The sequence below is a fragment of the Streptomyces sp. NPDC051963 genome (assembly GCF_044593495.1).
Lineage (GTDB): Bacteria > Actinomycetota > Actinomycetes > Streptomycetales > Streptomycetaceae > Streptomyces.
In genome coordinates, this window is the sequence record NZ_JBIUCC010000014.1 from 17,132 (window position 1) to 38,527 (window position 21,396).

Genomic DNA, 21,396 nt, shown 5'->3' on the forward strand with positions numbered 1-21,396 from the left:
AGTGACCCGTCGCTTCCGCAGCGTGAGCACCACCCTCGCCAGTAGGGTGAGGCACACCCTTCGTTCGCACGTCAGGAAGAGGCTCAGCGGCATGACCGAGGCACGGGACAACGAGGTCGAGACTCAGGTCGAGGACACCAAGGCGCGCAAGGAACGGGAGCGGGACGAGCTGTACTCCCTGGACATCTCGGGGGTCGAGTGGCACTCCGCGCCCGGTACCGAGGCGCACGAGGAGCGAGTCGAGATCGCGTACTTGCCTCAGGGCGCGGTGGCCATGCGCTCGTCCCTCGATCCCGGCACCGTGCTGCGGTACACCGAAGCGGAGTGGCGGGCGTTCGTACTCGGGGCGCGGGACGGGGAGTTCGACCTGGAGCCCGCGCCCCACAACGGTGGCGTGTCGGCCGACTAGTACCGGACCGGCTCGGCCGCCGGCGTCGTACGCGAAGGTGTCCGTACGCCATGGTGCCCGTACGCGAAGGTGTCCGTACGCCATGGTGCCCGTACGCGAAGGTGTCCGTACGCCATGGCGCCCGTACGCGAAGGTGTCCGTACGCCGTTGCTCCGAGGTCAGTACAGCGAGAAGCCGCCGCTGTGTCGCCCTTGGCTCTTCTTCGCCGCCTGCGAGCTCTGCCCCACCGAACTCCCCGGCTCGGTCGACCCCGAGGAGGGACCACCGCTCGCAGGCGTCTCCCCATGCCTGATCCGGTCGCGCTCCTCCTCGGACAGCGACTCCCAACTGCTCCGCAGAGACTCCATGCCTCCACCCATGGCACGCGCCACCGCCGGGTCGTCCAGGGCGTCGCGCAGGGCAAGGCGGCCGGAGAGCAGCTTCTTCGCCGCCTCCTGCATGTCCTTGCCGACGCCGTCGGTCTCGGACAACTTGCGCAGGGCGGAGTTCAGAGAACGGATCTGCTCCGGTTCGAGTGCCTCGTCCAGCACACCGCGCTCCTGCGAAGAGCCCTGCGGATCGGGTGAGTTCTCGGGTTGCCTGGCCATCTCGCTTCTCCTCGCTGCTCGTTACCTCTCAGCACCCGCAGTATCTCCTGTCACGCACAGCTGCCATGCTGACCCCCACTGTCGATGAGGAGAAGGACCGCATTGCCATGGCTCGAACGCAAGGCACAGGAAAGGGCACCGGAACCGACCGTTCCCTCGTCGGCCTCGTCAGCCGGGCCTTCGGCCGTCTCGGGCGTGCGGGCGGACTGGTCTTCCTTCTCGCGGGTCTCGCCCTGAGCGGATTCGGCGCGTACGAGGGGGCGTACGCGGCGGGTTGGGCGGGCACGCACGGCACCCTGACGGTGGACCGCTGCGATGTGAGCTACCCGAACAACGCTTCCCGCAGCAGCCGCAAGAACCGCCGCCCCATCCGCTGCGAGGGCACCTTCGCCTCCGACGACGGCAAGAGCACCGACGCCAACGCCGCGGTGCAGGTCAGGCAACGCTTCGCGCAGGGCACCGAATTGTCGGTCCAGCAGACGGACCCGCCCACGACGGACACCGCCACGGATGCCGACTACGTCCAGAGCGGTACGGATCGGGCCTGGCGCTGGTTCGGCGCCTTCTTCGGCGGCTGGGTCTTCACGGGCCTCGGCGCCTTCTGCCTGCTCACCGGATTCGCTCCGTTCGGGCAGAGCCGTATCTCGTTCGACGCGGCGTGGGAGGCGGCGGGGCGGGGCGTGACGCGGTCGGCCGTGATCGGGATGATCGGGGTGGGGATCGTGGGAGCCGGGGTGTCGTTCCTGGGCAGTTACTTCGTCTGACCTGGTGGGGGCCAGGCGGGCGCCGGACACTGAAGCAACGCGCCTGAAGCAACTCACCTGAAGCAACTCACCTGAAGCAACTCGCCTGAAGCAACTCGCTAAGCTCACGCACCATGTTGCCATCGCACACACCCTCCCCAGCTCCTGATGCCATGGTCATACGTACCGGCCGCCGCAGCGCCACGGTGGGACTGCCTTGTTCCGTGCTGCTGATCGTGCTGGGCGCCGTCGGCGTGTTCGGTGCTTTCGTGATTGCCACCGGAAACGAGAAGGGCGAGTCCAGTGGCGCCGGGTACGCGGGCATCGTCTTCATGTTGGCGCTCGGCGTTCTAGGTGTCTTCCTGTTCATCGCCAACTGGGCGAACCGCCGCACCAGGCTCCTCGTGGACCGGACCGGCCTGTGGGTCGCAAACGGAAACCATCAGAACGTCATCCCCTGGCAGAGCCTCGCCGGAGTCGGCCTCCACTGGAGCAAGCTCGGCCGCAGCCAGAAGATCTGCTCTCTGGAGCTGTTCCCCACCGGTCCCATCGACCGGGACGACCCGGTCCTGTGGACCCTGGTCCGCGACGAGGAGCCGCTGCACCCCGACCTTCCCCGCCTGCGCTACCGCCTCCCCTTCCCCGCCCCCTACCAGCAACAGGTGGTCACGGCGGTCCAGAGCCACGTCCCGCACATCTGGCTCGGCGAGTCCGAGCGCGCGGCGGGCCACCTCGGCCGTCCCGACGTGAAGGGACACCGGCAGCGCACGCGGGGCCGTACGTCGTAGCGCAACCGCGTCGGTATCCGTATCGGCAGCCGCATCGGCAGCCGCATCGGCGACCGTGCCGCGGGCCGGCGCTCCCGGCAACAGCGGGGACCTGCAACAGATTTGTGACAGCAACCCTCTCAAGTTGCCTGCGGGTGAGTCCGTAAGCTGTGCGCACGGCTGTACAGCTATGTGGTTTCCCTTGATGAGTGAGGGAGTTGTACGGCCGTATGGTCTGACGGGGGTGCTTTCTGCTGTGTCGATGATGCTGCCGGACGAGCTCGAATGGGTTCTCCAGATGCTCGGCTACAACTGGCCGACAGCGGACGAGGACAAGCTCAGAGACTCGGCCGCCCTGTGGCGGAAGTTCGGCGACGACGTCACCGGGCTGCACACCTCGGCGAACACCAGCGCCCGCACGGTGACCGCTCACAACGCCGGCGAGTCGATCGACGCGTTCACCAAGACGTACGCCAAGTTCGACGGCGGAGGCGGCTCCGACGGCTACCTCGCGGACGCCGCCCAGGCCGCCCACATCATCGCGAACGTGATGGAGGCCTGCGCGTACCTCGTCGAGTTCGCCAAGTGGGCGGTGATCGCCCAACTGATCGCCCTGGCCATCCAGATCATCGCCGCCCAGGCCGCCGCGCCCTTCACCTTCGGTCTGTCCGAGGTCGGCGCGCTCGGCGCAACCCAGGCCGCCCGGCTGATCGTGCGTCGCCTCCTCGACGAGCTCAAACAGGCTTTGATGGAAGCGATCGTCGAGGCGATGAAGGAGCCCGCGATCTCGGCGATCGAGGCGATCATCAGCGATCTCGTCCGGCAGACGGTGAACGTCGGCTTCGGCGCCCAGCAGGGCTACGACCTCTCGGAGACCGCCAAGGCCGGCGCCAAGGGCGGCTGGGAGGCCATCAAGCAGACCCCGCAGACGCTGGCGGAGGGGGTGCGGGACGGCCTCGGCAAGAAGGCGGGCGACCGCGCCCACCACGCGATCGACAGCCGCATCGACGGGTACGACGGGTCGTCGGGGACGTCGGGCAGCAACGGCGACGGCGGAGACGGGGGCAGTGGGAGCCGTGACGGCGGGGGCCGTGACAGCGAGGGCCGTGACAGCGGGAGCCGTGACAGCGGCGACTCGAACTCGGACTCGAACTCAAGGAGTTCGGACTCCAACTCGTCGGGATCGGACTCCTCCACGCGTACGAGCAACGGCACCGGTCCGGGTGCGAACATCGGCGGCGGGATTTCCGCCGACTCCGGCGGCCCGGGCATCGGCACACCGGACGTAGGGGTCGGCCCCAACTCCGACTCGGGTTCCGATTCCGGGCAGAGTCCGTCTTCCTCGGACACGCCGTACTCGAGGCCGACGCCGTCACTGTCGGCGCCGTCCCTGTCGGACTTCGACGACCCCTCACCCGGCGGAACCTCGCCCAGTACTCCGGACACCAGTAGCTCCTCCGGCAGTCCCAGCACGTCCGGCCCATCAGGCACCCACAGCGGCTCGTCCGTCTCCGGCCTCTCCTCACCGACGGCCCAGTCCGCGCCCACGCCCACATCATCCGGCGCCACGTCGTCCTCGCCGGGGAGCGGCACGATCGGCACCTCGATCGACAGCCTCGCCGCCAGCGTCCCCACCCAGTCCAACGCGGCTCCCACGCCGACGCCGAGCGACCCCTCCCCCGCGGCCACCGGCGGCCGCGCGGACGGCGGTTCGGCCATACCGACGTCGCCCGTGTCGCCCTCCACCGGGGGCACTACGGCAGGCTCGCAGCACACCGGGGGTACTACGCCCGGCGGCACGTCCTCCGCCACGAGCCCGACCGGCCCGACTCCCAACTCGGGCGCGGCGAGGAACCCTTCCGCCGGTACGCCCTCAACTACGGGGACCGGACCCGCCTCCACGCCGAGCCCCACGTCTGCGACGACGCCGCGGAGTACGCCGACGCCGACGCCGGACGGTCGTGTTCCCGGTACGGCGGACGGTCGTAGTCCTGGTGCGCCGGGCACGCCGGTCGGTCGTACGCCGGGCACGCCGGATGGCCGTACGCCGGGCACACCCGATGGCCGTACGCCTGGTGCGGCTGACGGTCGTACTGCGGGCACACCCGACGGCCGGACACCGGCGCAGCGGACTCCGGGTACGACGCCGGGCGACGGCACTTCGCCCCGCAACAATCCCGGCACGAGGCCGGGCGACAGCACCTCGCCCCGTAGCACGCCGGACCCGACCGGCGGCACGCGTACCCACACCCCGGGCCAGAATCCGAGCACGCCCAGCCCGAGCCGGAATCCGGGCCAGAATCCGGGCCAGAACCCGAGCCAGTCCACGCCCTCCAGGACCGCATCGCCGTCCACGAGCACCCCGACGACGACGCCTTCTCCATCGTCCGGCGCCGGACCGGAGCGCGCCTCGACGCCGAGCAGCGGCACACCGAGCTCGTCGACACAGTCCGGCCCCGCCACCAGCACGAGCACCCCCGGCGCACCCGGAACAGGCGGCACCCAGAACCAGCCGGGCACCGGCTCCACGCCCACCAGGCCGCCACACCAGCCCGCGGGCAGCACGCCCAATACCCCCAACACTCCCAACGCCCCGCAGCAGCCGGCCGCTCAGCCCAACACACCGCCGCAGAACACGCCGCCCAACCCACAGCATCAACAGCAACAGCAACAGCAGGTGACGGCGGTCCCGATCCACACCGTCATCACCACCCCGGGCGCCACGACGACACCGTCACACGCAACCCCCGACACACCGCAGGCGCCGGGGTCGCCCCAGACCGACTCCGGGACACCCCAGAACCAGCAACACCCCCAGCGGGACAGCCTGGAGGACATCCGGGCCGACCTGGACCACGACCCGGGAGGCCTGTCGGAACCGGATCCCGACGACCAGCAGGCACTGGCCGACGCGGTCCCGCACAACGAGGACGGCACCCCGGAACGGTTCCCCGACCCCTTCGGCCCCTGGACCCAACTCCAGAACGACGGCGGCAACGAGGTCCCCGGCCGCAGCAACAACTGCGCCGACTGCTCCCGTTCCTTCCTGGAGACCTGGTACGGCAACCCCCAGGTCTCCGCCCCCCGTACCCTCGACACCGACGAACACGGCAACCTCGACCCCTGGTCCCCCGAGGACAACGCCAACGAGAACCAGATCCGTTGGACGGGCGCCGCACACACCTACGCCGGCCCCGGCGGCGACCCCGACACCGCCAACAACATCGCCTCCACCCTCCAGCAAGCCGGACCCGGCTCAGCGGCCATCGTCCAGGTCGACTGGCCCGGTGGAGGCGGCCACGCGTTCAACGTCGTGAACCACGACGGCAACATCGTCTGGATCGACACCCAGAGCGGTGAGGTCAGCGACCAGCCGCTCCACATCGACAACGCGGAACACGTCTGGCACATCCCGCTGGACGCCAACCGGAACCCCATTGACCTCACCCAGCCGGACGCCGCCGACTCCGAGAGCCAGAACGACGAGTCGCAGAACCATCAGGACGAGCAGTCCCAGCCGGAGGCCTCCGAGGACAACGGCCAGCCGGAGAACGGCCAGAACTCGCAGAACGACGTCTCGGAAGCTGACTCCCCTCAGCCGGCGGACCAAGCGACCCCAGAGGCATCGAACAACACCGACCCCGCGCAGCCGTCGACGGCCGACCCGAGCATGTCGCCGGACCCGAGCACGCCGGATGGCCGCGAACCCTCCCAGGACACCCCGGAAGCCCGCGACAGCAACGCTGATCCGCAGCGGCAGCCCCAGTCACGCCCGGACGAGGCGACTCACCCCGACGAGCAGGGCCGCACCCCCGACAAGGAGTCCGAGCAGCCGACCGCGACGACGGAGAGCCCGACCCGGCCCGACTCCCCTTCGGAAGACGGACAGCGGCCCGCCCACACGACACCCGACAACACCGCCAACACCGCCAACACCGACAACGGCACGCCGGACAAGGACGCGACCAACCGGGAAACGCCTCAGCAGACCACCACGCCCTCGGATCCGCGTACGTCGATTCCGCACCAGCAGAGCACGGACCCCCGGGCCACCGACCCGCGCACTGCGGATCCACGTACCTCCGATCCCCGCACTTCGGACCCGCATCGGGATACCCCCACGCAGACGAAACCGGAGACCGACGACCGCCCAGACGGTCAGCGACCGAATCAGACGCGCCCCGATCATGTCGATGGTGATCCGCAGTCGGGAACGCCGGACAAGGAACGGTCCGACACCCCGGACCAGACCCGTCCCGCCGACCCGAATCAGTCGCCGGCTGACGACCATCGCGACCGCCCGAGCGACATGACCAAGGACTCCTCGGTCCCCACCCGCGAGAGCCTGCCGGACGGCAAGAACGCGGACGCGGCGAATTACGTCAAGGACTCCGTCAACGGGAAGAAGCCGCTGTACGGCGACATCGCGGCCGAGCACCCGGCGCAGAATGCCCAGTCGGCGAGCCCGGAGCGCACGGCCGGTCCTGCGGAGCCCGCGGCCGGTACCCCCGACGCCAACGACCAGGAAAGCCGTCGGCAGCGTGATCTGGACATGCTCGCGCGCGCCAATTCGGATGACCCCAAGGACAAGGCCTGGTTCGAGAAGTACTACCACCCGAACAGTGGCTACCGACGCAGCGTGACAGCCCCCGCCGAGGACGGCCGTCCCGTCCCCCAGCTGCACCCCACGAACGATCCCAACGCTCGCTGGATGCTGGCCAACGACACACCGGACGCCGATCCGGAGTCGTACATCGACGAGGGCGAGCACAAGGGTAAGCGCGACGAGGAGATCTCCGAGGCGAACCTGGAGCAGCTCGACAAGTACGCGAAGGCCCGCCAGAACGCTATCGACGCGGACCGACAGCCGCACCTCGACCGGCAAGCGGCCAAGGAAGCCTACGAGGCGAACAAAACCCCCGAGAACCTGAAGACTTTCCAGGACGCCGACGCGAAACACAGCCCTCTCCACGGAAAGATGACGCGGGCAAGTGAGGACTACGGCGAGGCCGTCGCCGAGTTCCACGTGATGCCCCAGCACTTCGAGGACTACAACCGCGTCGACGATCGAGCCATGGGCAACAACCGGTTCGACCAGATCTGGATGGATCCAAGCAAGAGCCCACCCGAGTTCGTCGTCGTGGAGGCAAAGGGCTCCACGACCGCCGAGCTCGGCCAACGACGAGGCATACCGCCGGAGCATGGCTCGGACCAGGCCGTCTCATCGGGCGATCCCAGCCAGGCGCAGGGCGACGGTGGGCAGAACGAGGATGAGGCGGGCCAGGACAACCCGAGCCCTGGCGTGCCGAAGGTCCGGCAGGGGACGCGCCCGTACTTTGAGACGATCCTGCATGAGATGGAGAAGCGCGCACGACGGACCCAGGACAATGCCGAGACCGACGCCGAGCTGGCGGCCGGCGAGGCAGAGCGCAAACTGGCACGCGCCCTCAGGAAGGCCCTCGAGGCGAACCCGTCGCGGGTCAAGTACATACTTGTCAAGGGAAACTCCGACGAAGGCGAGCACCGGGGCTACGAGATGTATCAGTTCGACATCAGAACGGAAGAAGAAAAGGAACGCGATGCAAATTCCGCGACATGAATTCCCAACGCGAAACATCCTAAGGATCCTTGAAACCCACACCAAGGACTTCTGGGACGACGTTGCAGACCTGCGGGACCAACCGTCGTGGTTCTCAAACGTTCTGGCCGACGCCATCGAGCTCCTGGCTCGACACTGTGTCGTGGACCCAGAGGCCGACAAGTTGGAGACGTGGGAAGCCTGCGTCACCGCCATGCAGGTCGGCTCCGCCCTTTTCGCATCGGCCCAGGCCACGACCGACAGCATCGAGTACCGCATCGGTCACAAGATGCATCCCATCCGCGCCGGCGCACTGCCTCGCGCCCACGCCGGAAACTGGCTCAACGCCTTCTGGCTCGCCTGCGTCTGCCGCGAGAAGAAGCGCATGACCGAACTCTGCCAATTCCCAGCCTCACAGATGCGGAACGCCGACGGAGTCCTCGACGAATACATCTACAACTGGGTGGAGGCGCTACAGGCCTACTGGCTCAAGCGCCCCGAATTCGGCGACAAGCTCGTGGCCGCGGTGGACGGGACCGACCCCGCCAACTTGCGGCACGCACCGCGCGACGGCGTCCTCCAGATCATGTATCCCCCGATGAACCTCCTCACCCAGCTGGCCCGCGGCGACCAGGACAAGTTCAATACCGAACTGGCCAAATCCCTGGAATGGCACAAGGACTACTGGACTCGCGACGAGGACCGCGCCTTGGACACCGAAGGCCTCATCGCCCTAGGCCCGCTGGCCGTCACCTGCCTCGCCACTCAGGCCGGCTTCACCATCACCGTCGAATCCGAATACCTCCCCAAGCACCTCATCGCCGGCGCGTGGATCAACGAATTCCCCACGTAGTCCCCAGCGCAACAAGGAGTGCCCTCAATATGCCCCCGGACATCCCTCCCGCCGCCCCGCAAGGCCCGCCGACCACCCCGGACCAGGCCATTGCCATCGTCCGCGCCCGCTACGCCCAGCCCAAACTCCCCGACGGCACCCCCGCCCAGCTGCAGGTCCACGAGTTCGACATCGGCTACCTCGTGTACACGGTCTTCCCGCCTCGTACTGACGCGTCCGGCCGCCCGCAACCCGCCCCACCCGGCGGAGCCAAGATCGTGGTGTCGAAGGAGACCGGTGAGACCGTCACCGTCCCCAACTACCCGACCGAGCAGGCCATCGCGCTGTACCGGAAGAACCGCACGCGCAACGTGTGACGGTCGGGCAGGCCCACCCGTGCAAGCCCGGCCGTACCGCTCCCCTCGACCACTCCAACGCCCCACCCAGGACTGATACCTATGGCCGGCGCACCCGATGGATACGCTCCGCATCCCTACATAGGCGGCCGCGCGGCAGTACTGCGTACCCTCGCCGCCTGGCGGACGGAGCGGCCGGGCACGCCGCGCGTCCTGGTGCTGACGGGAAACCCCGGCAGTGGTCGATCGCATCTGATCGCCGGCTTCCTGATGCTCTGCGATCCGGAGTACCGCAAGCGGCTCCCCCTGAACGACCTGGACCCGTCGACCGTGCCGCCCGAACTGCCCGCGCCCGCCGTACCCGGTGCGGCCGGGATGACCGCGGGCCAGGTCGTCCGGCTTCTCGCCGATCATTTCGGCCTGGCGGCCGACGCCCCATCGGACGTGTTCACCGAGCTGGCCAGTCTCGCGGACCCCGTGACCGTGGTCGTACCGGACATCGATCGGGCGGGACCGGTACGGGCGGCGGAAGAACCGGCGCGACTCACGCGAGAGGTGCTCAAGCCTCTCGCCGCCATCGAGACGGTCCGCCTGCTGACGGAGCTGCCGCGCCCGCTCGCGGACGAGTTCGCAGCCGGCCTCCCCGTCGGCACCGTGCAGGTGATCGATCTCGACGCACCGCAATGGGCAGACCCTCAGGGCCTGGTGTTGCAGGCCGAGGCTCTGCTCAACCCCCGACTCGGTGCGCCGGACATGTCGTTCACCACCGATCCTCCGACGAGACGGTCCCTCGCCGAGGCGATCGGACGCCGAACCGGGACCGATCCGCTCACCGTGCAACTCGCCGTGCAGAGCCTCCTGATGAGTCCCTACGCCTTTGCCCCGCACGACGAGGCCCTGCTCCCGTCGTCCATCGGCGAGGCTCTCGACCTGCACGCCCGCCGCCTCGGCGCCGACCCCCGGACACTGCGTGATCTCCTGGCGCCCCTGGCCCTCGCGGAGGGCGACGGTCTGCCCGTCGACATCTGGGAGCGGCTCGTCAACGCCGTTGCGGGCAAGGACATGAGCGCGGTCATCGCGGGCAGCAGCGCGCTGACCGGGCCGTTCGTCCAGTCGCTCCAGACGGACGGGGACGACGACACCCGTACGCTGCTCCAGCTGCTGCACCCGGCCATCGGTGACGAAGTCCGTGCCGGCCTGCCGAACGTCCGCGCCGCTCAGACCCAGATCGCGATGGCGTTGCTCGAGGCCGTGCCGGAGCAGGACTGGGGCAAGGCCGACCCCTATGTACGCGACCACATCGCGGGCCACACTCTGGAAGCGGGCCTGCTGCCCCAACTTCTCACGGACCCGGGGCTGTTCGTACACGCCGACCCGGTTCCGCTGCGCGCCGCCGTAGAAGCCGTCCCGACCGACGAGCTCGGCGCACCGGCCCGTACGTACCTGCGTACGGCCCCCTTGCTGACCCGCACCCAGGCGCCCGCTGTGCTACGCGCCGCCCTGCTGGAGACCGCGTTCGTCGAGGACGGCCTGCCCGACTACGCCGACGCGATACACCGGCTCGGCCTCAACCTGCCCTGGCAGACCCTGTGGAGCCTGCCCGTCCCCGGCATCACCGCCGTGACCGTCGGCAACCTGCCCCGTCCGGAGGGGCCGGCAACGCCCGTCGCCGTTCTCGCCGTTCGCGCTGGCACGCCCGGAGCGCGCCCGGACAGCGAGTCCGGCGAGGGGGACCGGTCCGCGGTGCTCGTCCACAGCCTCGTAGGCGACACCGCCACTGCGCCCGACCTGAGTCAGGTCCTGCGTCCTTCCGAGGCCGAGCGGGCCGCCGCCCCACTGGGACTGAGCCGCGGCGCCGACTACCTGCGCGTCCGGAACCGGGTGAGCGAGGAAGTCGTGGCCACGCTGCTGTCCGACACACCCTTCACCGCCGTCGACCTCTCCCCCGACGGCATCCTCCTCGTAGCGACCGAGCGCGGAGCGAAGGCCCTCCGCATCCGCTGAGCGCTCCGCCGGCTGTGCCGCGTTCGGTGCCTTCTTCGGCTTGCTTCGGCGACTGAGTGACTGGTTCTCGCCGCTCGGCCTCCTGCTCACCGCATCCGCCGCGCGGGGCCTCGCCCATCTCATCGGCAGGACGCGCCGTCAGGTGCAACTCAGCGGAAAGCGGGGCTGTCGCCGAGACCCGCCAACGCCGCCCCGACACAAGTGACCATCATGGCCCAGCGCGTGTGGCCGATTCGGGCCAGCACAAAACCCCAACCGCTGAAGGCCGCCCCGACGGCATACGTGGCAACCCAGACACCCAACGCGTCACCCCCACCGAGGCGTACGGCCATCAGGACGAGGCAGACGACGGCCACCAACCCGGCGAACGCCGCGTACAACCCACGCGCCTGCCGCGCGTCGCGCCGCCGACTCTCCGCGAGTCCCGGTCGGCCCTGAGCCTCGAACTGCACCCGCAGTTCGTCCGCGCTCACCTCGGGGGACAGCGACTGCTCGCCCGTCCCTTCCGGCCCGTTCGCCGCCTCACCGCCATGCGCTGTCATGGCAGGGCAGCCTAGCGGTCGACGCCGGGTCAGTTGGGACCACGGAGATGTTCACCGGATCTCCGCCAAATATCGCTTTCTCGCCCACGCGGCTCTGGGCCGACAATCTGCAACCATGCGCCGACAACCTCGGACCTCGCCACATCGCTCCCTCACCAGCGATCCGGCGACAATCGAGGGATCGCCTTTCAACGGCCCAGGAATGGACCAAAGTTCGAACGCCTACGGCAATCAGCACGGCCATAGTCGGCAGCTCGCCGGAAGCCGCAACGCGGGCCCATGACGCGGTCCGCCGACATCCGTCCGTGCGGCTTGCGGTAGCGTGTCGCAACGGCCGTGACCAATGAACAAAGGGGAGCAGATGGGGTTCAAGGTTCAGGGTGCCGACCTGGAAAGCTATGCCGCCCAAATAGGCAGAGCGGCTGACGACATTCAGCAGGCCAGGAAATACGAACAGGACAATACGGACGTAGGCGTCTCCGACCAGGGGCTGATCGAATTGATCATCGGCGCCCATCGGTCGGTGGTCGAAGAGGTCAGCGCGGCCCTGACACAGGCAGAGTCGGTGCTCCGCGCCGCAGGGACGGAAATGACGAAGAGCGCCAACTACTACAAGACGACCGACGAATCAACGGCTCGGTCCATGGACGCCACCTTCCCGCCCAGCAAGCGCTGACCCAGCCAGCCCCCGAGAGGCCCCTGCATGTCCGGGTTTACCGACACATCCGAGCCCACGAGCCACCTGACCGCTCCCAAGAAGCCTGAGGAGTTCTCGCAGGGACTGCTGTTGGATGTCTTCAACGACGCGAGCGACCTCGTCAGCCCGTCGTATTGGATCATGGAGGCGTACAACGCCGTCTTCGGGTTCAACCCGCTGGATGAAGCCATCCAGTGGTTCGCCGGCGACTGGGAGTCGTTCGCCGAGTGCGCCTCCGTATGGCAGAACATCGGCAAGGCGTGCGACGGTGTGGCGCAGAACCTGAAGTCGGGGAATGCCTCCCTCGATTCGACATGGGACGGCAATGCCGCCGATGCGGCCTATAACTACTTCGACGAGCTGGCGAAGAAACTTACCGGCTGCCGCGAGACCTTCGATTCCCTGCATTCCACATACGAGCGCCTGGCCCACGCCGCCTATTCAACGGCGGAAGCCATCAAGGGCGTACTCGGCGGAATCATCGACGGCCTGATCATCGTCGGTATCGAAATGGCCGCGGGTACAGCGCTGTCCTGGACAGGGGTCGGGGCCGTCGTTGGATATGGACTGGCCGCCCTCGAGATCACACGGCTGCTCAAGATGTGGGGCGACGCAACCAAGATGCTCGCCCAGGCTCAGACCATCGTCAACGGCGGAGTCGGAGTCCTGGAAGCACTGGGAGCCGAGATCTACGGGCACTTCCAGAACTTCCCGTCCGTGGGCGGAAATTACGACAACCCTGCGGTCGCCTGACGCTGTCGCCCGATCGCTCGCCAATTCCAGTAGTAACCGGTCGTAAGGAGGGACGCACGCCATGCCTGAAGAGCGCCAGATCGGCGACGAAGACCTGATGGACATCACGCGGGACGAGACACGGGCCCGTGCGCTACGAAAGTCGCTGCAGCGCCTCGCCGACAATCCGTCCGGCAACGGTGCGCTCCAGGAGATGGCCAAGGAAGTCCTCTCCGGTCGGGTCGGCCTCCGCGAAGCCCTGCGCGTGGGCGCGTACTCCGATGCCCTCGGCGAGCGCATTGCACACGCCCGCCAGGAGTACGAGCAGCAGTCCCCGGAAGAGCGTGAACAGCAGCGCGCCGAGGCCGAGCGCTACCTGGAAGCCCAGCGCGCCGAGATCGAACAGGAACGCCAAGAGGCAGCGGAGCGCTCAGGCTCGGCCCAGCGCCAGGCTCGTCACAGCGGCCACGACTGGAAGCTCTGACCGGTGAACAACGTGACAGCCGCACACCGCAGGGGCACCGGATGCGAGAGCCTCCCGCCGGCCACGCCCATCCGGCCGATCGCGTAGCCTGCCACACATGCTGATGAATGACATGGGCGACGGCAGCCGGGAGCGACTGTCATCCCGCACCTGGTGGAACGCGGCGATGTTCGCCGGCATCCTCAGCGCGATGGTGACCCTGGGCGGCATCGCAGCGACCGTCCTGCCGGGCACCGACGCCGCCATGCGCGCGGTGACCGGAGTTCTGGCCGTCGTCGGCGCCACCGGAGTTTGGGCGGCCGCGCGCAGCTACCGCAGCCGCAGCCCCAAGCTGCTGGCGCTTGCCTTGGCGTGTGCGTTGGGGAGCACCGTGGTGCTGGTGGTAATTCGCAGCGTGGCGTGAGTCGGGGCGCTCGAACTCATCGAGCGATGCCTGTCAGGAGGACGCGGCAGGCGAGCCGATCGCGTTACGACGTGCCCACCTGAGGGAAACCATCGTCCGCCGCCTAGATCGCGGTGTTGGCCGTCGACATCACCACCCCGCCGCGTTGATCATTCCGTCAGCTGCCGCTTCTCAAGCCCCGGTCAATGGCATCGGCATGCCCTCTCAACCAGGCGATCTCAAGGTGCAGCCAAGACCCGGGGCTGGTGACACGTCCGGCACCATCATGCATGTCGCGCTCGGCCTCGACCCTGGCAACGATGCGCCCGCCGAAGCCCCGACGGTGCTCGTCCGCGAGCCCGTACACGTCGAGGAAGGTACGCAACAGGGCAAGTTGGCGGCCGAGATCGCCGGCGATATCGGCGCCGAGCAGCCACAGCCAGGCGGCGTAGGCGAGTCACGCGTGCGGGGACCGTCGTAGCGCTCTCCAAGAATCCCCATCACCCGGGCTATCGGGCTGCGTCACTCGGCGACGCGCGCACCGATCGCCCGGGCGCGGCGGCGGGCTTCGGGGCTGAGACCCTTGCGGCGGGGGTCGGTGCGGGTGTCGTAGGCGGTGCGCTGGGCAGCGTAAGTCAACGTCTTCAGGCCGGGTTTGGCGATAACGCAAGCGAAGCGGGGATCGCCCGCGTACCACAGGTCACCGTCGAAGCCCTTGCGTGCGATGCGATCCCAGGGCCGGAAGAAGAATCCGGAGATTTTCGGCGACACCGTCTTCTCCGGCCGGTCGGGGTCGGGCAGGACGAAGGAAGCCTTGCGCCCCCGTGCGTCGTACCGAACGCCATCGGGCTGCTGACGCCAGGGGTAGACCGTCAGGATCCGGCGCATCCGCCCGACTCTGCACAACTTGATGAGCGACATGACGGCGTTGTACATGAGCACGGCCAGCACGAGCGTCATGGGCACTACTGCCCCCACTGGCAGCAGCCCGACTGTGACGAACACCGCACCCCACCACAGCGCTACCCAGCCGAGGAACCTGGCCAGCTGTCCTGCTGCCCAGCGGGACAGGGCACTGGCGGTGCCGGGACCGTCCCAGGCCACCGGGCCGTCGAAGCCGCCCTTGTTGCTCAGATTCATACTCACTCGTTACTCACCTCGGTCAGCCGAAGTCGGCAGTGATGCTGTCCTTTACACGGTCGGAGCCCGCGTCCGGCCCGTCACCGCGCACGGTCCGCTCGATTTCCGGCAGTGGGTCGTGGAAGGCCACGGCGTGCGCGATGGCCTCCATCCAGTCGCGGTAGTGCGCGCGTGCGGACACGGCGGTGGTGCTCAGGTTGAGGACCGCCAGCTGCGCGCCAGATGGCGCGGGGATGTACACGTCGCACTGGTAAAGGTCCTGTGCGGGCATCCCCGCCACGGCCGGCGCGGTCACCAAGGTGTCACTGATCGAACCGGGCCGACCGCCTGGCAGCGTCAGGAGCTTCACGTTCGCCGGGCTCTCCCGCAGGGAGACCGCTCGTACCGCCGTGAGCTTCGGGGGCGCCCACTCGATGTCCCGCAGGGCGGCCGTGACCACGGACAGGGCCGAGGAGCCGTCGTCCGTGAAGTGCATGCCGAGCGAGCAGCCGATGACGCCTTCGCTGCGCATCTGCGCAACCATGAACTGCATGTCCCGCAACTCGCCCACGTAGCGGTCCCGCTGCTCCTCGGGCACAGCGCCCAGGATCAGGGCCATGACGTTCATGAATTGCTCTTCGTGCTCCGTGCCCGGTGCCGGGTCGAGCGCTTCGAGCGGTACGTCTAGGTAGCCGTCGGGCAGTGCGTACCAGAGCTTGGCGCTCGTGTCCCGGGCCGAGTCGTCGATCACCAGGCGCAGCGGCTTCTCTGTCGTGTTCTCCGGCATCTTCTCCGTCATCGCAGCACCGCTCGCAGCGTGGCCTGGATCGGGCCGACCGCCCCTGGGATGTCGAAGACGCCCGCGCGGCCGCCGTCGATCCCGGTGGCCCCGTCCTTGCCGGGCTTGAGCGCGTCAATCTGGTCGGCGGCGAGCCCGAACCCGGCCGTGGCCACACCGGCGACAGGAGAGGCGTGGGCCAGCGCCTTGGTGAGGCCTTCGCCGCCGCCCACCCCGCGGACGATCAGGTTTCCGAGGGGTCCGGCGTCGGTCGCGGAGGGCATGAGCCGCCCGGCGGCCGTGACCGTGTCATCGCCGAACCGGCCGAGGAACTGGCCCACGCTCACCGACTCGCTCGCGAAGCGGGTCGACTGGATCGCACCGTTGAGGCCACGCGTCACGGCGCCCACAGCCGGCACCGCACCCAGCGCGTCGCCGACGAGCCCGACGGAGTTCTCCCAGAAGTCGGAGTCGAGCTCGCCCTTGGTGATGCCGTCCCACAGTGAGGCGCGCACCTGGGGGTTGGAGAGCCGGGACGCCATCGTGGCCAGGCTGAGCGCGCCTGCGGCGAGCAGGAACGCAATCCCGAACGGCCCCGTGCACAGCAGCGCGAGCAACCCCGCCACCGCCGCCAGCACACTGAGGATGTTGGTGAGGTTATCCCCGATCCAGCTGAGCGCCTTGCTCAGCCACCCCGGCTCCTCGGGCGCCAGATCGTTCGTGGAATCCTTCAGCTTCTTCGCGAGGTCCCGCGCCTCCGCCTCGTGCGTCCCCTCCAGTTCGCGCGCCTTGCGTAGTACGTCGTCGAGGGCACCCTGCGCGTTGTTCACAGCGGTGACGGCGTCACTGAGCCGGGCGTTGGCGGCGTTCAGGCGGGCCTGGGCAGACTCCAGCTCAGGGCCCTCCTCGAAGGTCTGCCCTGCGAGCTTGAGGTCGGGGTCCTGCTTGGCCGTCTCGTGCCGGGAGTTGGCGGTCTTCAGGTCGCCCTTGTGGTCGGCCGCCTCGACGTCGTACTTGGTCGCCAGCTCCCGTCGGCCGGTCAACCCGCCGTGCCAGGCGCCAAGGTGACCGGCAGCCAGAGTCAGGGATTTGTGGGCGTCCTTCATGTACTTCGGCAGGTCGCCGTCGAGGGCCTCGCGAAAGCCCACCGCGGCGTCGCCCTCCCAGAAGCTGGACTCGCCGAGCAGCTTGTCGATCTTCTGATACGCGGTCTGCAGCGCGCTCGCCGAGTTGTTCAGCTGGGTGCGCAGCTTCTCGACCTCACCCGGCTGTCCCGGCACGGGATTCCATCCGAGGTGCACATACGGATTCTGTGCCACCGCAATCACTTCCCCGCAGCCGCAGCGCGCTTGAAGCTCTCCTCCAGGGAGGTCTCCACTTCGCGATAGTTGTCCGTATTCTTCTGCAAGCCCTCAGTGAGCTTGCCGATGCGTTCCTTGATCTGCTCGTTCCCGTACTTCCAGCGCTCCTGGAACGCATCGCACGCCTCGTCCAGCTCCGGCGTCCCGATCTGGTCGGCCCGCACATGCTGAAGGGCTGTCCGGACCTGCTCCAGCGAGTCATGGGCTCCCTGGAGGTCCTTGGTGAAAGTGGCGAGCTGATCAATGTCCGTTTTGAAGTGGTCCCCCACGTAGATCTCCCCGTTCGCGTGTCGCCGGTCGCAGCGGCAAACGACGACAACAGTTGGATGGGCCGATCATGCCATAGGGCGGCAAACACACCACGCGGCTCCACAACTGATACACATCACGACTGAGGCCGGAGAGCCATCCCTGCGGGTTCCACGATCGGGCCGCGGACACCGGCCGGGGAAACGTCGCCCCCGCTATGGCGAGGTTTCCCATGGCAACGTTGCAATCAGCAGCGTGTGAGGCCTAGCCGACCAGCGCCGTGACCGCGCGGATCTCGCCCACGAGTGGTCCGACGGCGCGACCGACGCGTTCATGAACGAACTGGTCGACCTGGAGGCGGAATTCGAGGCCGAGGCCGCGGACATAGAGGCTACGGCCGAGCTGCTTCGTGAAGCGGCCGAAGAGTGCCGTGTGATCCAGGAGATGTTCGAGACGATCATCCGCGAGCTTATCGAGTGGGCCCTGATCACCCTCGCTGCCTCTGCAGCCTTCGCCGCGCTGACAGCAGGTAATATCCGCAGCCGCCGGGGCTGCTGCGGCCGCCGCCGAGGGCTCCTTGGCCGCCACTCGGATCGCGAGCCTGGTGGCGCGGCTCGCCAGTACGCTGAGGAAGATTGCGGATGCCATGAAAGCGCTCAAGGCACTCGCCAAGACGAACAGGTTCAGCACAGCCAAGCCGTGGACCTGGAAGCATGTCGGCGACTTGAAGACCGCCGACGGGCTGGCCGCCTTCGCCGCCCATCGGGTCGTGAAAACCACCGGAAAAGCGGTACTTGGCGCGGCCGGCCTCACCGGTGACCCTGTTGGGGAGACTGCTCAGGAGGGCCTGGAAGGAGCCGCGAGCGTCGGCGCCGAGGAAGTCGATGACAGATTGGCGGGAAACCGCAACCCTAGTACGTCCGCTCGTGAGGAGCTGGGCATCGCCAATCCGTCAAACAACGATCAGCAGACGGTGGAACCTCGGTACTGGAACAACCCCTTCGGCTGACCACTCGTCAGATCAGAGAGAATCACAGGATGAACAAGGCGTGCCGTGACCAGGTCCAACCGCACCTCCAGCCCGGAGAGCAGCTACTCGCTGTGTGCGAGTGCGAAACGGCTCCTGGGGTACCAGAGCGGCCGGTCTGGTTGCGGCAGCCACCCCAGGAGTCGGAGCTGGAGCGCCGGCTCAAGTCCCGCCTCCCCGGGGCAGTGCAGAGGTTCCTGCGGCCGAGCGAAGCGAAGCCCGTCACCCGGTTCGAGCGGTCGATGGAAGGCGCTGAACAGGCGACCGATAATGCCCTCACCCGGGCGGCCCACGGCAAGGGCATGCACGGCGGTTGGGAGAGTCAGGCCGGTCAATTCCTGGTGACGCACTACGCTGCCGCCCGTCTGCCCGCCACGACGCTGGCGGTCGCGTTCACCGACCGCCGGGTGCTCGTGCTCGCGGACCGCGCGAAACTCTGGCAGACCAATCGGGCGTTCGAACTGCAGTGGGAGGCTCCGCGGTCTGCTGTGCTCGATGTCCGCGCGAACCCTAAGGGCGTTTTCCAGCGAGGCCGCTTCGAACTCGACTTCGCGGATGGCTCGTGGATCGCGTTGGTGGCGTCGGTGCCGACACATGCCGAGTCGTTCGCCGCACAGGTGGGCGGCTAAGAGCTCTGGGCCGTGGCTGAGCACCACGTGGGCGGGATGCGACGTTCGCCGAGGACACGTCGAAAATCCGCGCCAGGTACGGGCCGACGAACATACCGACGCCAAGGAACCTGGCCATCGATACGCTACGGGCCTTCGATGCCATAGCCGGTGTCGGCTTTGAGGTTGCTGATGAACGCAGTAAAGGCTCCGGCCGGGATGGAGAGCGCCCCCTGGGCTGGATCCTTCGAGTCGCGTATCGCGACTTGGGCGTGGAGGTTCGCTATCTCCACGCAGTTGTTGCCGTCGCCGCTGCCTGAGTAGGACGACTTCCGCCAGATGTCGGGGGTGGTCACAGCGTGCCTCACAGTTCCTCCGCCAGCCTGTGGATGAAGTCACGAGACCGCTCGGGGTCGAGCGACACAGCCTCCACTTTACGGAAGAGCGTTCGAAAAGCGCCGAGCTGGGCTTCGGAGTCGATGAAGCCGGCGCCCTGAGGCGCGTCGCGTACCGCCGTATCCAGCTTCGGCACGACACCGCCCACGTACATCATTGAGTTTGTGGCCCCGGCGAAGCCGTCCAGATCGAAAGGGATGACCCGCACCGCGATGTGGTCCGCTTCGGACAGTTCGAGGATGCGGGCAAGTTGAGCCCGTGTTGCGGTGCGGTCACCGACCCTGATGCGTAGCGCCGCTTCGTGAATCACCGCTTCATACGGGACAGGGGCCGGGTCTTCGATGATCACCTTGCGTGCCATCCGGTGGCGAACCCTCCGCTCGAGGTCGTCCTCGGGCAGTTCGGGGACTCGGTACGCGAAGACGGCGCGGGAGTAGTCCTCCGTCTGGAAAAGACCGGGGACGTGCAAGAACTCCACATCCAGCCGATACGTACAGCAGTGTTCCAACTCGGCAAGGTCCAGGAACGCGTTGGGGAGCTTGCCTCGATACTCCTCCCACCAGCCCCGGGACCGATCGGTCGCCATGACCACAAGAGCATCAATCAACTCGGCATCGGCGCACGAATAGTTGGCAGCAAGGCGCCGCACCGTGTCTTCACTCACGCCCCCGACGCCGGACTCGATCTGGCTCAGCCGGGCCGCGTCGGTTCCGAGCAACGCGGCGGCCTCCCGCCCCTTGAGTCCCGCCGCCTCGCGCAGTTTCAGCAGTTCGGTTCCCAGTCGCGCCTGCCGCGCGGTGGGCTCCCGCCTTCGCGGCATGAGTGCCTCCTTGGCCCAACAACCCTGGAACGGTGCCCCGTTCGGATGCGAGATTACGGCAACGGCTTGCGATGTTCCAACATTGGACCCTACTGTCGGTGTCGCGAAGAACGCACTGCGTAACCCCTGGGTCTCGGAAGCGCACCACTCCGTCCTGCCATGACGGCTGCGGCACTGCCACCGCCCGCCCTCCAGCGGAAATCGCCACTTCCCCTTCTCTCGACAGGAGTTCCGTCATGCCTGAAAACGAACCGTGGGAGTACTCCCTCTACATCCCGAACGACCCACGGGCCGTCACCGTCTGCCGCCGTACCGTCCGCCTGATCCTCACGATGCACGGCTTGATCCGTCTCGTCGATACAGCCGAACTCGTTGCGACGGAGCTGGTCTCCAACGCCGTACGCCACACCAAGGGGCCCGCCGCCTTGCGTCTGCGGTGGCGGGGCGGTGTGCTGCGTATCGGTGCCTGGGACGCTGCCCCCCAGCCGCCCGAACCTCCATCAAGGATGGGCGACTTGGTAGACGCGGAGGAAGGCCGCGGTCTCGCACTGGTTCGGGCCTGTGCCGACGTATGGGGCTGGCAGCCGCTGGCCAGGAACGGCAACCGGGGCAAGTACGTGTGGTGCGAGCTCGTTGTCGCGTAGTCGCGCGGTCAGGCAGGTCTTCGGCGTTCTCGCAAAGTTGAACCTGGCGAATGATGAGCACGCCAACATCGCGGTGGGTACGAAGGTTCCGGGGCAGTAGCCGCGGCCGCTGCCCGCCAGGGTTCGAAAACAACTCTAGAGGCGGCACAACGCAGGTCGAACGCTGCTTCAACCGCTCGAATCAATGGCGCGGTTTCCGGGCCACCACCACAGCAGCCGGACGACGTGGCTCCCGACGTGGGGCCATGCAACGCGCATGAGGGCCGCTCCAAGAAGGTGAC

At 67.9% G+C, this 21,396-nt stretch carries 24 protein-coding genes; 15 read left to right on the forward strand and 9 right to left on the reverse strand.

The window, feature by feature from the left end:
- Positions 1-91: 91 nt before the first annotated feature.
- Positions 92-409 (forward strand): DUF397 domain-containing protein, encoded by a 318-nt coding sequence (locus ACIHFB_RS41935; RefSeq protein WP_365285473.1) that lies wholly within the window; start codon positions 92-94, stop codon positions 407-409.
- 158 nt (positions 410-567) lie between these two features.
- Here ACIHFB_RS41935 and ACIHFB_RS41940 read toward each other — a convergent pair whose 3' ends face one another.
- Positions 568-996 (reverse strand): hypothetical protein, encoded by a 429-nt coding sequence (locus ACIHFB_RS41940; RefSeq protein ID WP_365285475.1) that lies wholly within the window; start codon positions 994-996, stop codon positions 568-570.
- 107 nt (positions 997-1,103) lie between these two features.
- On the opposite strand from ACIHFB_RS41940, the gene ACIHFB_RS41945 reads away from it, so the two are divergent.
- The 6 genes from ACIHFB_RS41945 to ACIHFB_RS41970 all read left to right on the forward strand — a co-directional run bounded on the left by ACIHFB_RS41945 (position 1,104) and on the right by ACIHFB_RS41970 (position 11,276).
- Positions 1,104-1,760, forward strand: a complete 657-nt coding sequence (locus tag ACIHFB_RS41945) for a hypothetical protein (protein WP_365285477.1) — start codon at positions 1,104-1,106, stop codon at positions 1,758-1,760.
- A gap of 152 nt (positions 1,761-1,912) precedes the next feature.
- On the forward strand, positions 1,913-2,527 hold the full coding sequence (locus tag ACIHFB_RS41950) for a hypothetical protein (protein ID WP_365285479.1): 615 nt from the start codon (positions 1,913-1,915) through the stop codon (positions 2,525-2,527).
- A 223-nt stretch (positions 2,528-2,750) separates the two neighbouring features.
- Entirely contained in the window at positions 2,751-8,105 is a 5,355-nt protein-coding gene (locus ACIHFB_RS41955; RefSeq protein WP_400129624.1) for a toxin glutamine deamidase domain-containing protein, read from the forward strand.
- A complete protein-coding gene (locus ACIHFB_RS41960; RefSeq protein WP_400129625.1) occupies positions 8,086-8,937 on the forward strand; it encodes an immunity 49 family protein in 852 nt (283 codons plus the stop codon). Before ACIHFB_RS41955 ends, ACIHFB_RS41960 begins: the two co-directional genes overlap by 20 nt.
- 29 nt (positions 8,938-8,966) lie before the next feature.
- Positions 8,967-9,293, forward strand: coding sequence for a hypothetical protein (locus ACIHFB_RS41965; protein WP_365285487.1), 327 nt, complete (start codon positions 8,967-8,969; stop codon positions 9,291-9,293).
- Positions 9,294-9,374: 81 nt separating this feature from the next.
- Positions 9,375-11,276, forward strand: a complete 1,902-nt coding sequence (locus ACIHFB_RS41970) for an ATP-binding protein (RefSeq protein ID WP_400129626.1) — start codon at positions 9,375-9,377, stop codon at positions 11,274-11,276.
- A 149-nt stretch (positions 11,277-11,425) separates the two neighbouring features.
- On the opposite strand, the gene ACIHFB_RS41975 is transcribed toward ACIHFB_RS41970, so the two are convergent.
- Positions 11,426-11,818, reverse strand: coding sequence for a hypothetical protein (locus ACIHFB_RS41975; RefSeq protein ID WP_365285491.1), 393 nt, complete (start codon positions 11,816-11,818; stop codon positions 11,426-11,428).
- A 361-nt stretch (positions 11,819-12,179) separates the two neighbouring features.
- Between ACIHFB_RS41975 and ACIHFB_RS41980 the strand changes: the two genes are divergently transcribed.
- From ACIHFB_RS41980 to ACIHFB_RS42000, 5 genes are all read left to right on the forward strand, one after another.
- Entirely contained in the window at positions 12,180-12,494 is a 315-nt protein-coding gene (locus ACIHFB_RS41980; protein WP_365285493.1) for a type VII secretion target, read from the forward strand.
- A 27-nt stretch (positions 12,495-12,521) separates the two neighbouring features.
- Positions 12,522-13,268, forward strand: a complete 747-nt coding sequence (locus ACIHFB_RS41985) for a hypothetical protein (protein ID WP_365285495.1) — start codon at positions 12,522-12,524, stop codon at positions 13,266-13,268.
- Between the two features lie 61 nt (positions 13,269-13,329).
- Positions 13,330-13,731 (forward strand): hypothetical protein, encoded by a 402-nt coding sequence (locus tag ACIHFB_RS41990; RefSeq protein ID WP_365285497.1) that lies wholly within the window; start codon positions 13,330-13,332, stop codon positions 13,729-13,731.
- A gap of 97 nt (positions 13,732-13,828) precedes the next feature.
- A complete protein-coding gene (locus ACIHFB_RS41995; RefSeq protein WP_400129627.1) occupies positions 13,829-14,134 on the forward strand; it encodes a hypothetical protein in 306 nt (101 codons plus the stop codon).
- Between the two features lie 145 nt (positions 14,135-14,279).
- On the forward strand, positions 14,280-14,594 hold the full coding sequence (locus tag ACIHFB_RS42000) for a hypothetical protein (protein ID WP_365285501.1): 315 nt from the start codon (positions 14,280-14,282) through the stop codon (positions 14,592-14,594).
- A 41-nt stretch (positions 14,595-14,635) separates the two neighbouring features.
- On the opposite strand, the gene ACIHFB_RS42005 is transcribed toward ACIHFB_RS42000, so the two are convergent.
- The 5 genes from ACIHFB_RS42005 to ACIHFB_RS42025 all read right to left on the reverse strand — a co-directional run bounded on the left by ACIHFB_RS42005 (position 14,636) and on the right by ACIHFB_RS42025 (position 18,268).
- The gene (locus ACIHFB_RS42005) at positions 14,636-15,259 is read right to left on the reverse strand and encodes a hypothetical protein (protein WP_400129628.1); all 624 of its coding nucleotides are present in this window, start codon (positions 15,257-15,259) and stop codon (positions 14,636-14,638) included.
- Between the two features lie 16 nt (positions 15,260-15,275).
- Complete coding sequence (locus tag ACIHFB_RS42010; protein WP_365285505.1) at positions 15,276-16,031, reverse strand: hypothetical protein; 756 nt, start codon at positions 16,029-16,031, stop codon at positions 15,276-15,278.
- Positions 16,028-17,311 carry a hypothetical protein gene (locus ACIHFB_RS42015; protein WP_400129629.1) on the reverse strand — a complete coding sequence of 428 codons (1,284 nt, stop codon included), beginning with the start codon at positions 17,309-17,311 and terminating at the stop codon, positions 16,028-16,030. The genes ACIHFB_RS42010 and ACIHFB_RS42015 overlap by 4 nt, the downstream gene beginning before the upstream one ends.
- 23 nt (positions 17,312-17,334) lie before the next feature.
- Entirely contained in the window at positions 17,335-17,640 is a 306-nt protein-coding gene (locus ACIHFB_RS42020; RefSeq protein WP_365285509.1) for a hypothetical protein, read from the reverse strand.
- A 244-nt stretch (positions 17,641-17,884) separates the two neighbouring features.
- On the reverse strand, positions 17,885-18,268 hold the full coding sequence (locus ACIHFB_RS42025) for a hypothetical protein (RefSeq protein ID WP_365285511.1): 384 nt from the start codon (positions 18,266-18,268) through the stop codon (positions 17,885-17,887).
- Here ACIHFB_RS42025 and ACIHFB_RS42030 point away from each other — a divergent pair.
- Together ACIHFB_RS42030 and ACIHFB_RS42035 are read left to right on the forward strand one after the other, a co-directional pair.
- Positions 18,267-18,629, forward strand: coding sequence for a hypothetical protein (locus ACIHFB_RS42030; RefSeq protein WP_365285513.1), 363 nt, complete (start codon positions 18,267-18,269; stop codon positions 18,627-18,629). The two genes, ACIHFB_RS42025 and ACIHFB_RS42030, sit on opposite strands and share 2 nt — an antisense overlap.
- Before the next feature lie 203 nt (positions 18,630-18,832).
- Complete coding sequence (locus tag ACIHFB_RS42035; RefSeq protein WP_365285515.1) at positions 18,833-19,276, forward strand: hypothetical protein; 444 nt, start codon at positions 18,833-18,835, stop codon at positions 19,274-19,276.
- Positions 19,277-19,401: 125 nt separating this feature from the next.
- Here the strand turns inward: ACIHFB_RS42035 and ACIHFB_RS42040 are convergent, their stop codons facing one another.
- Together ACIHFB_RS42040 and ACIHFB_RS42045 are read right to left on the reverse strand one after the other, a co-directional pair.
- Positions 19,402-19,623 carry a DUF397 domain-containing protein gene (locus tag ACIHFB_RS42040; protein ID WP_400129630.1) on the reverse strand — a complete coding sequence of 74 codons (222 nt, stop codon included), beginning with the start codon at positions 19,621-19,623 and terminating at the stop codon, positions 19,402-19,404.
- On the reverse strand, positions 19,620-20,471 hold the full coding sequence (locus ACIHFB_RS42045; protein ID WP_365285517.1) for a helix-turn-helix transcriptional regulator: 852 nt from the start codon (positions 20,469-20,471) through the stop codon (positions 19,620-19,622). Before ACIHFB_RS42045 ends, ACIHFB_RS42040 begins: the two co-directional genes overlap by 4 nt.
- A 236-nt stretch (positions 20,472-20,707) precedes the next feature.
- Between ACIHFB_RS42045 and ACIHFB_RS42050 the strand changes: the two genes are divergently transcribed.
- Positions 20,708-21,115, forward strand: a complete 408-nt coding sequence (locus ACIHFB_RS42050) for an ATP-binding protein (protein ID WP_365285519.1) — start codon at positions 20,708-20,710, stop codon at positions 21,113-21,115.
- Positions 21,116-21,396: the final 281 nt, after the last annotated feature.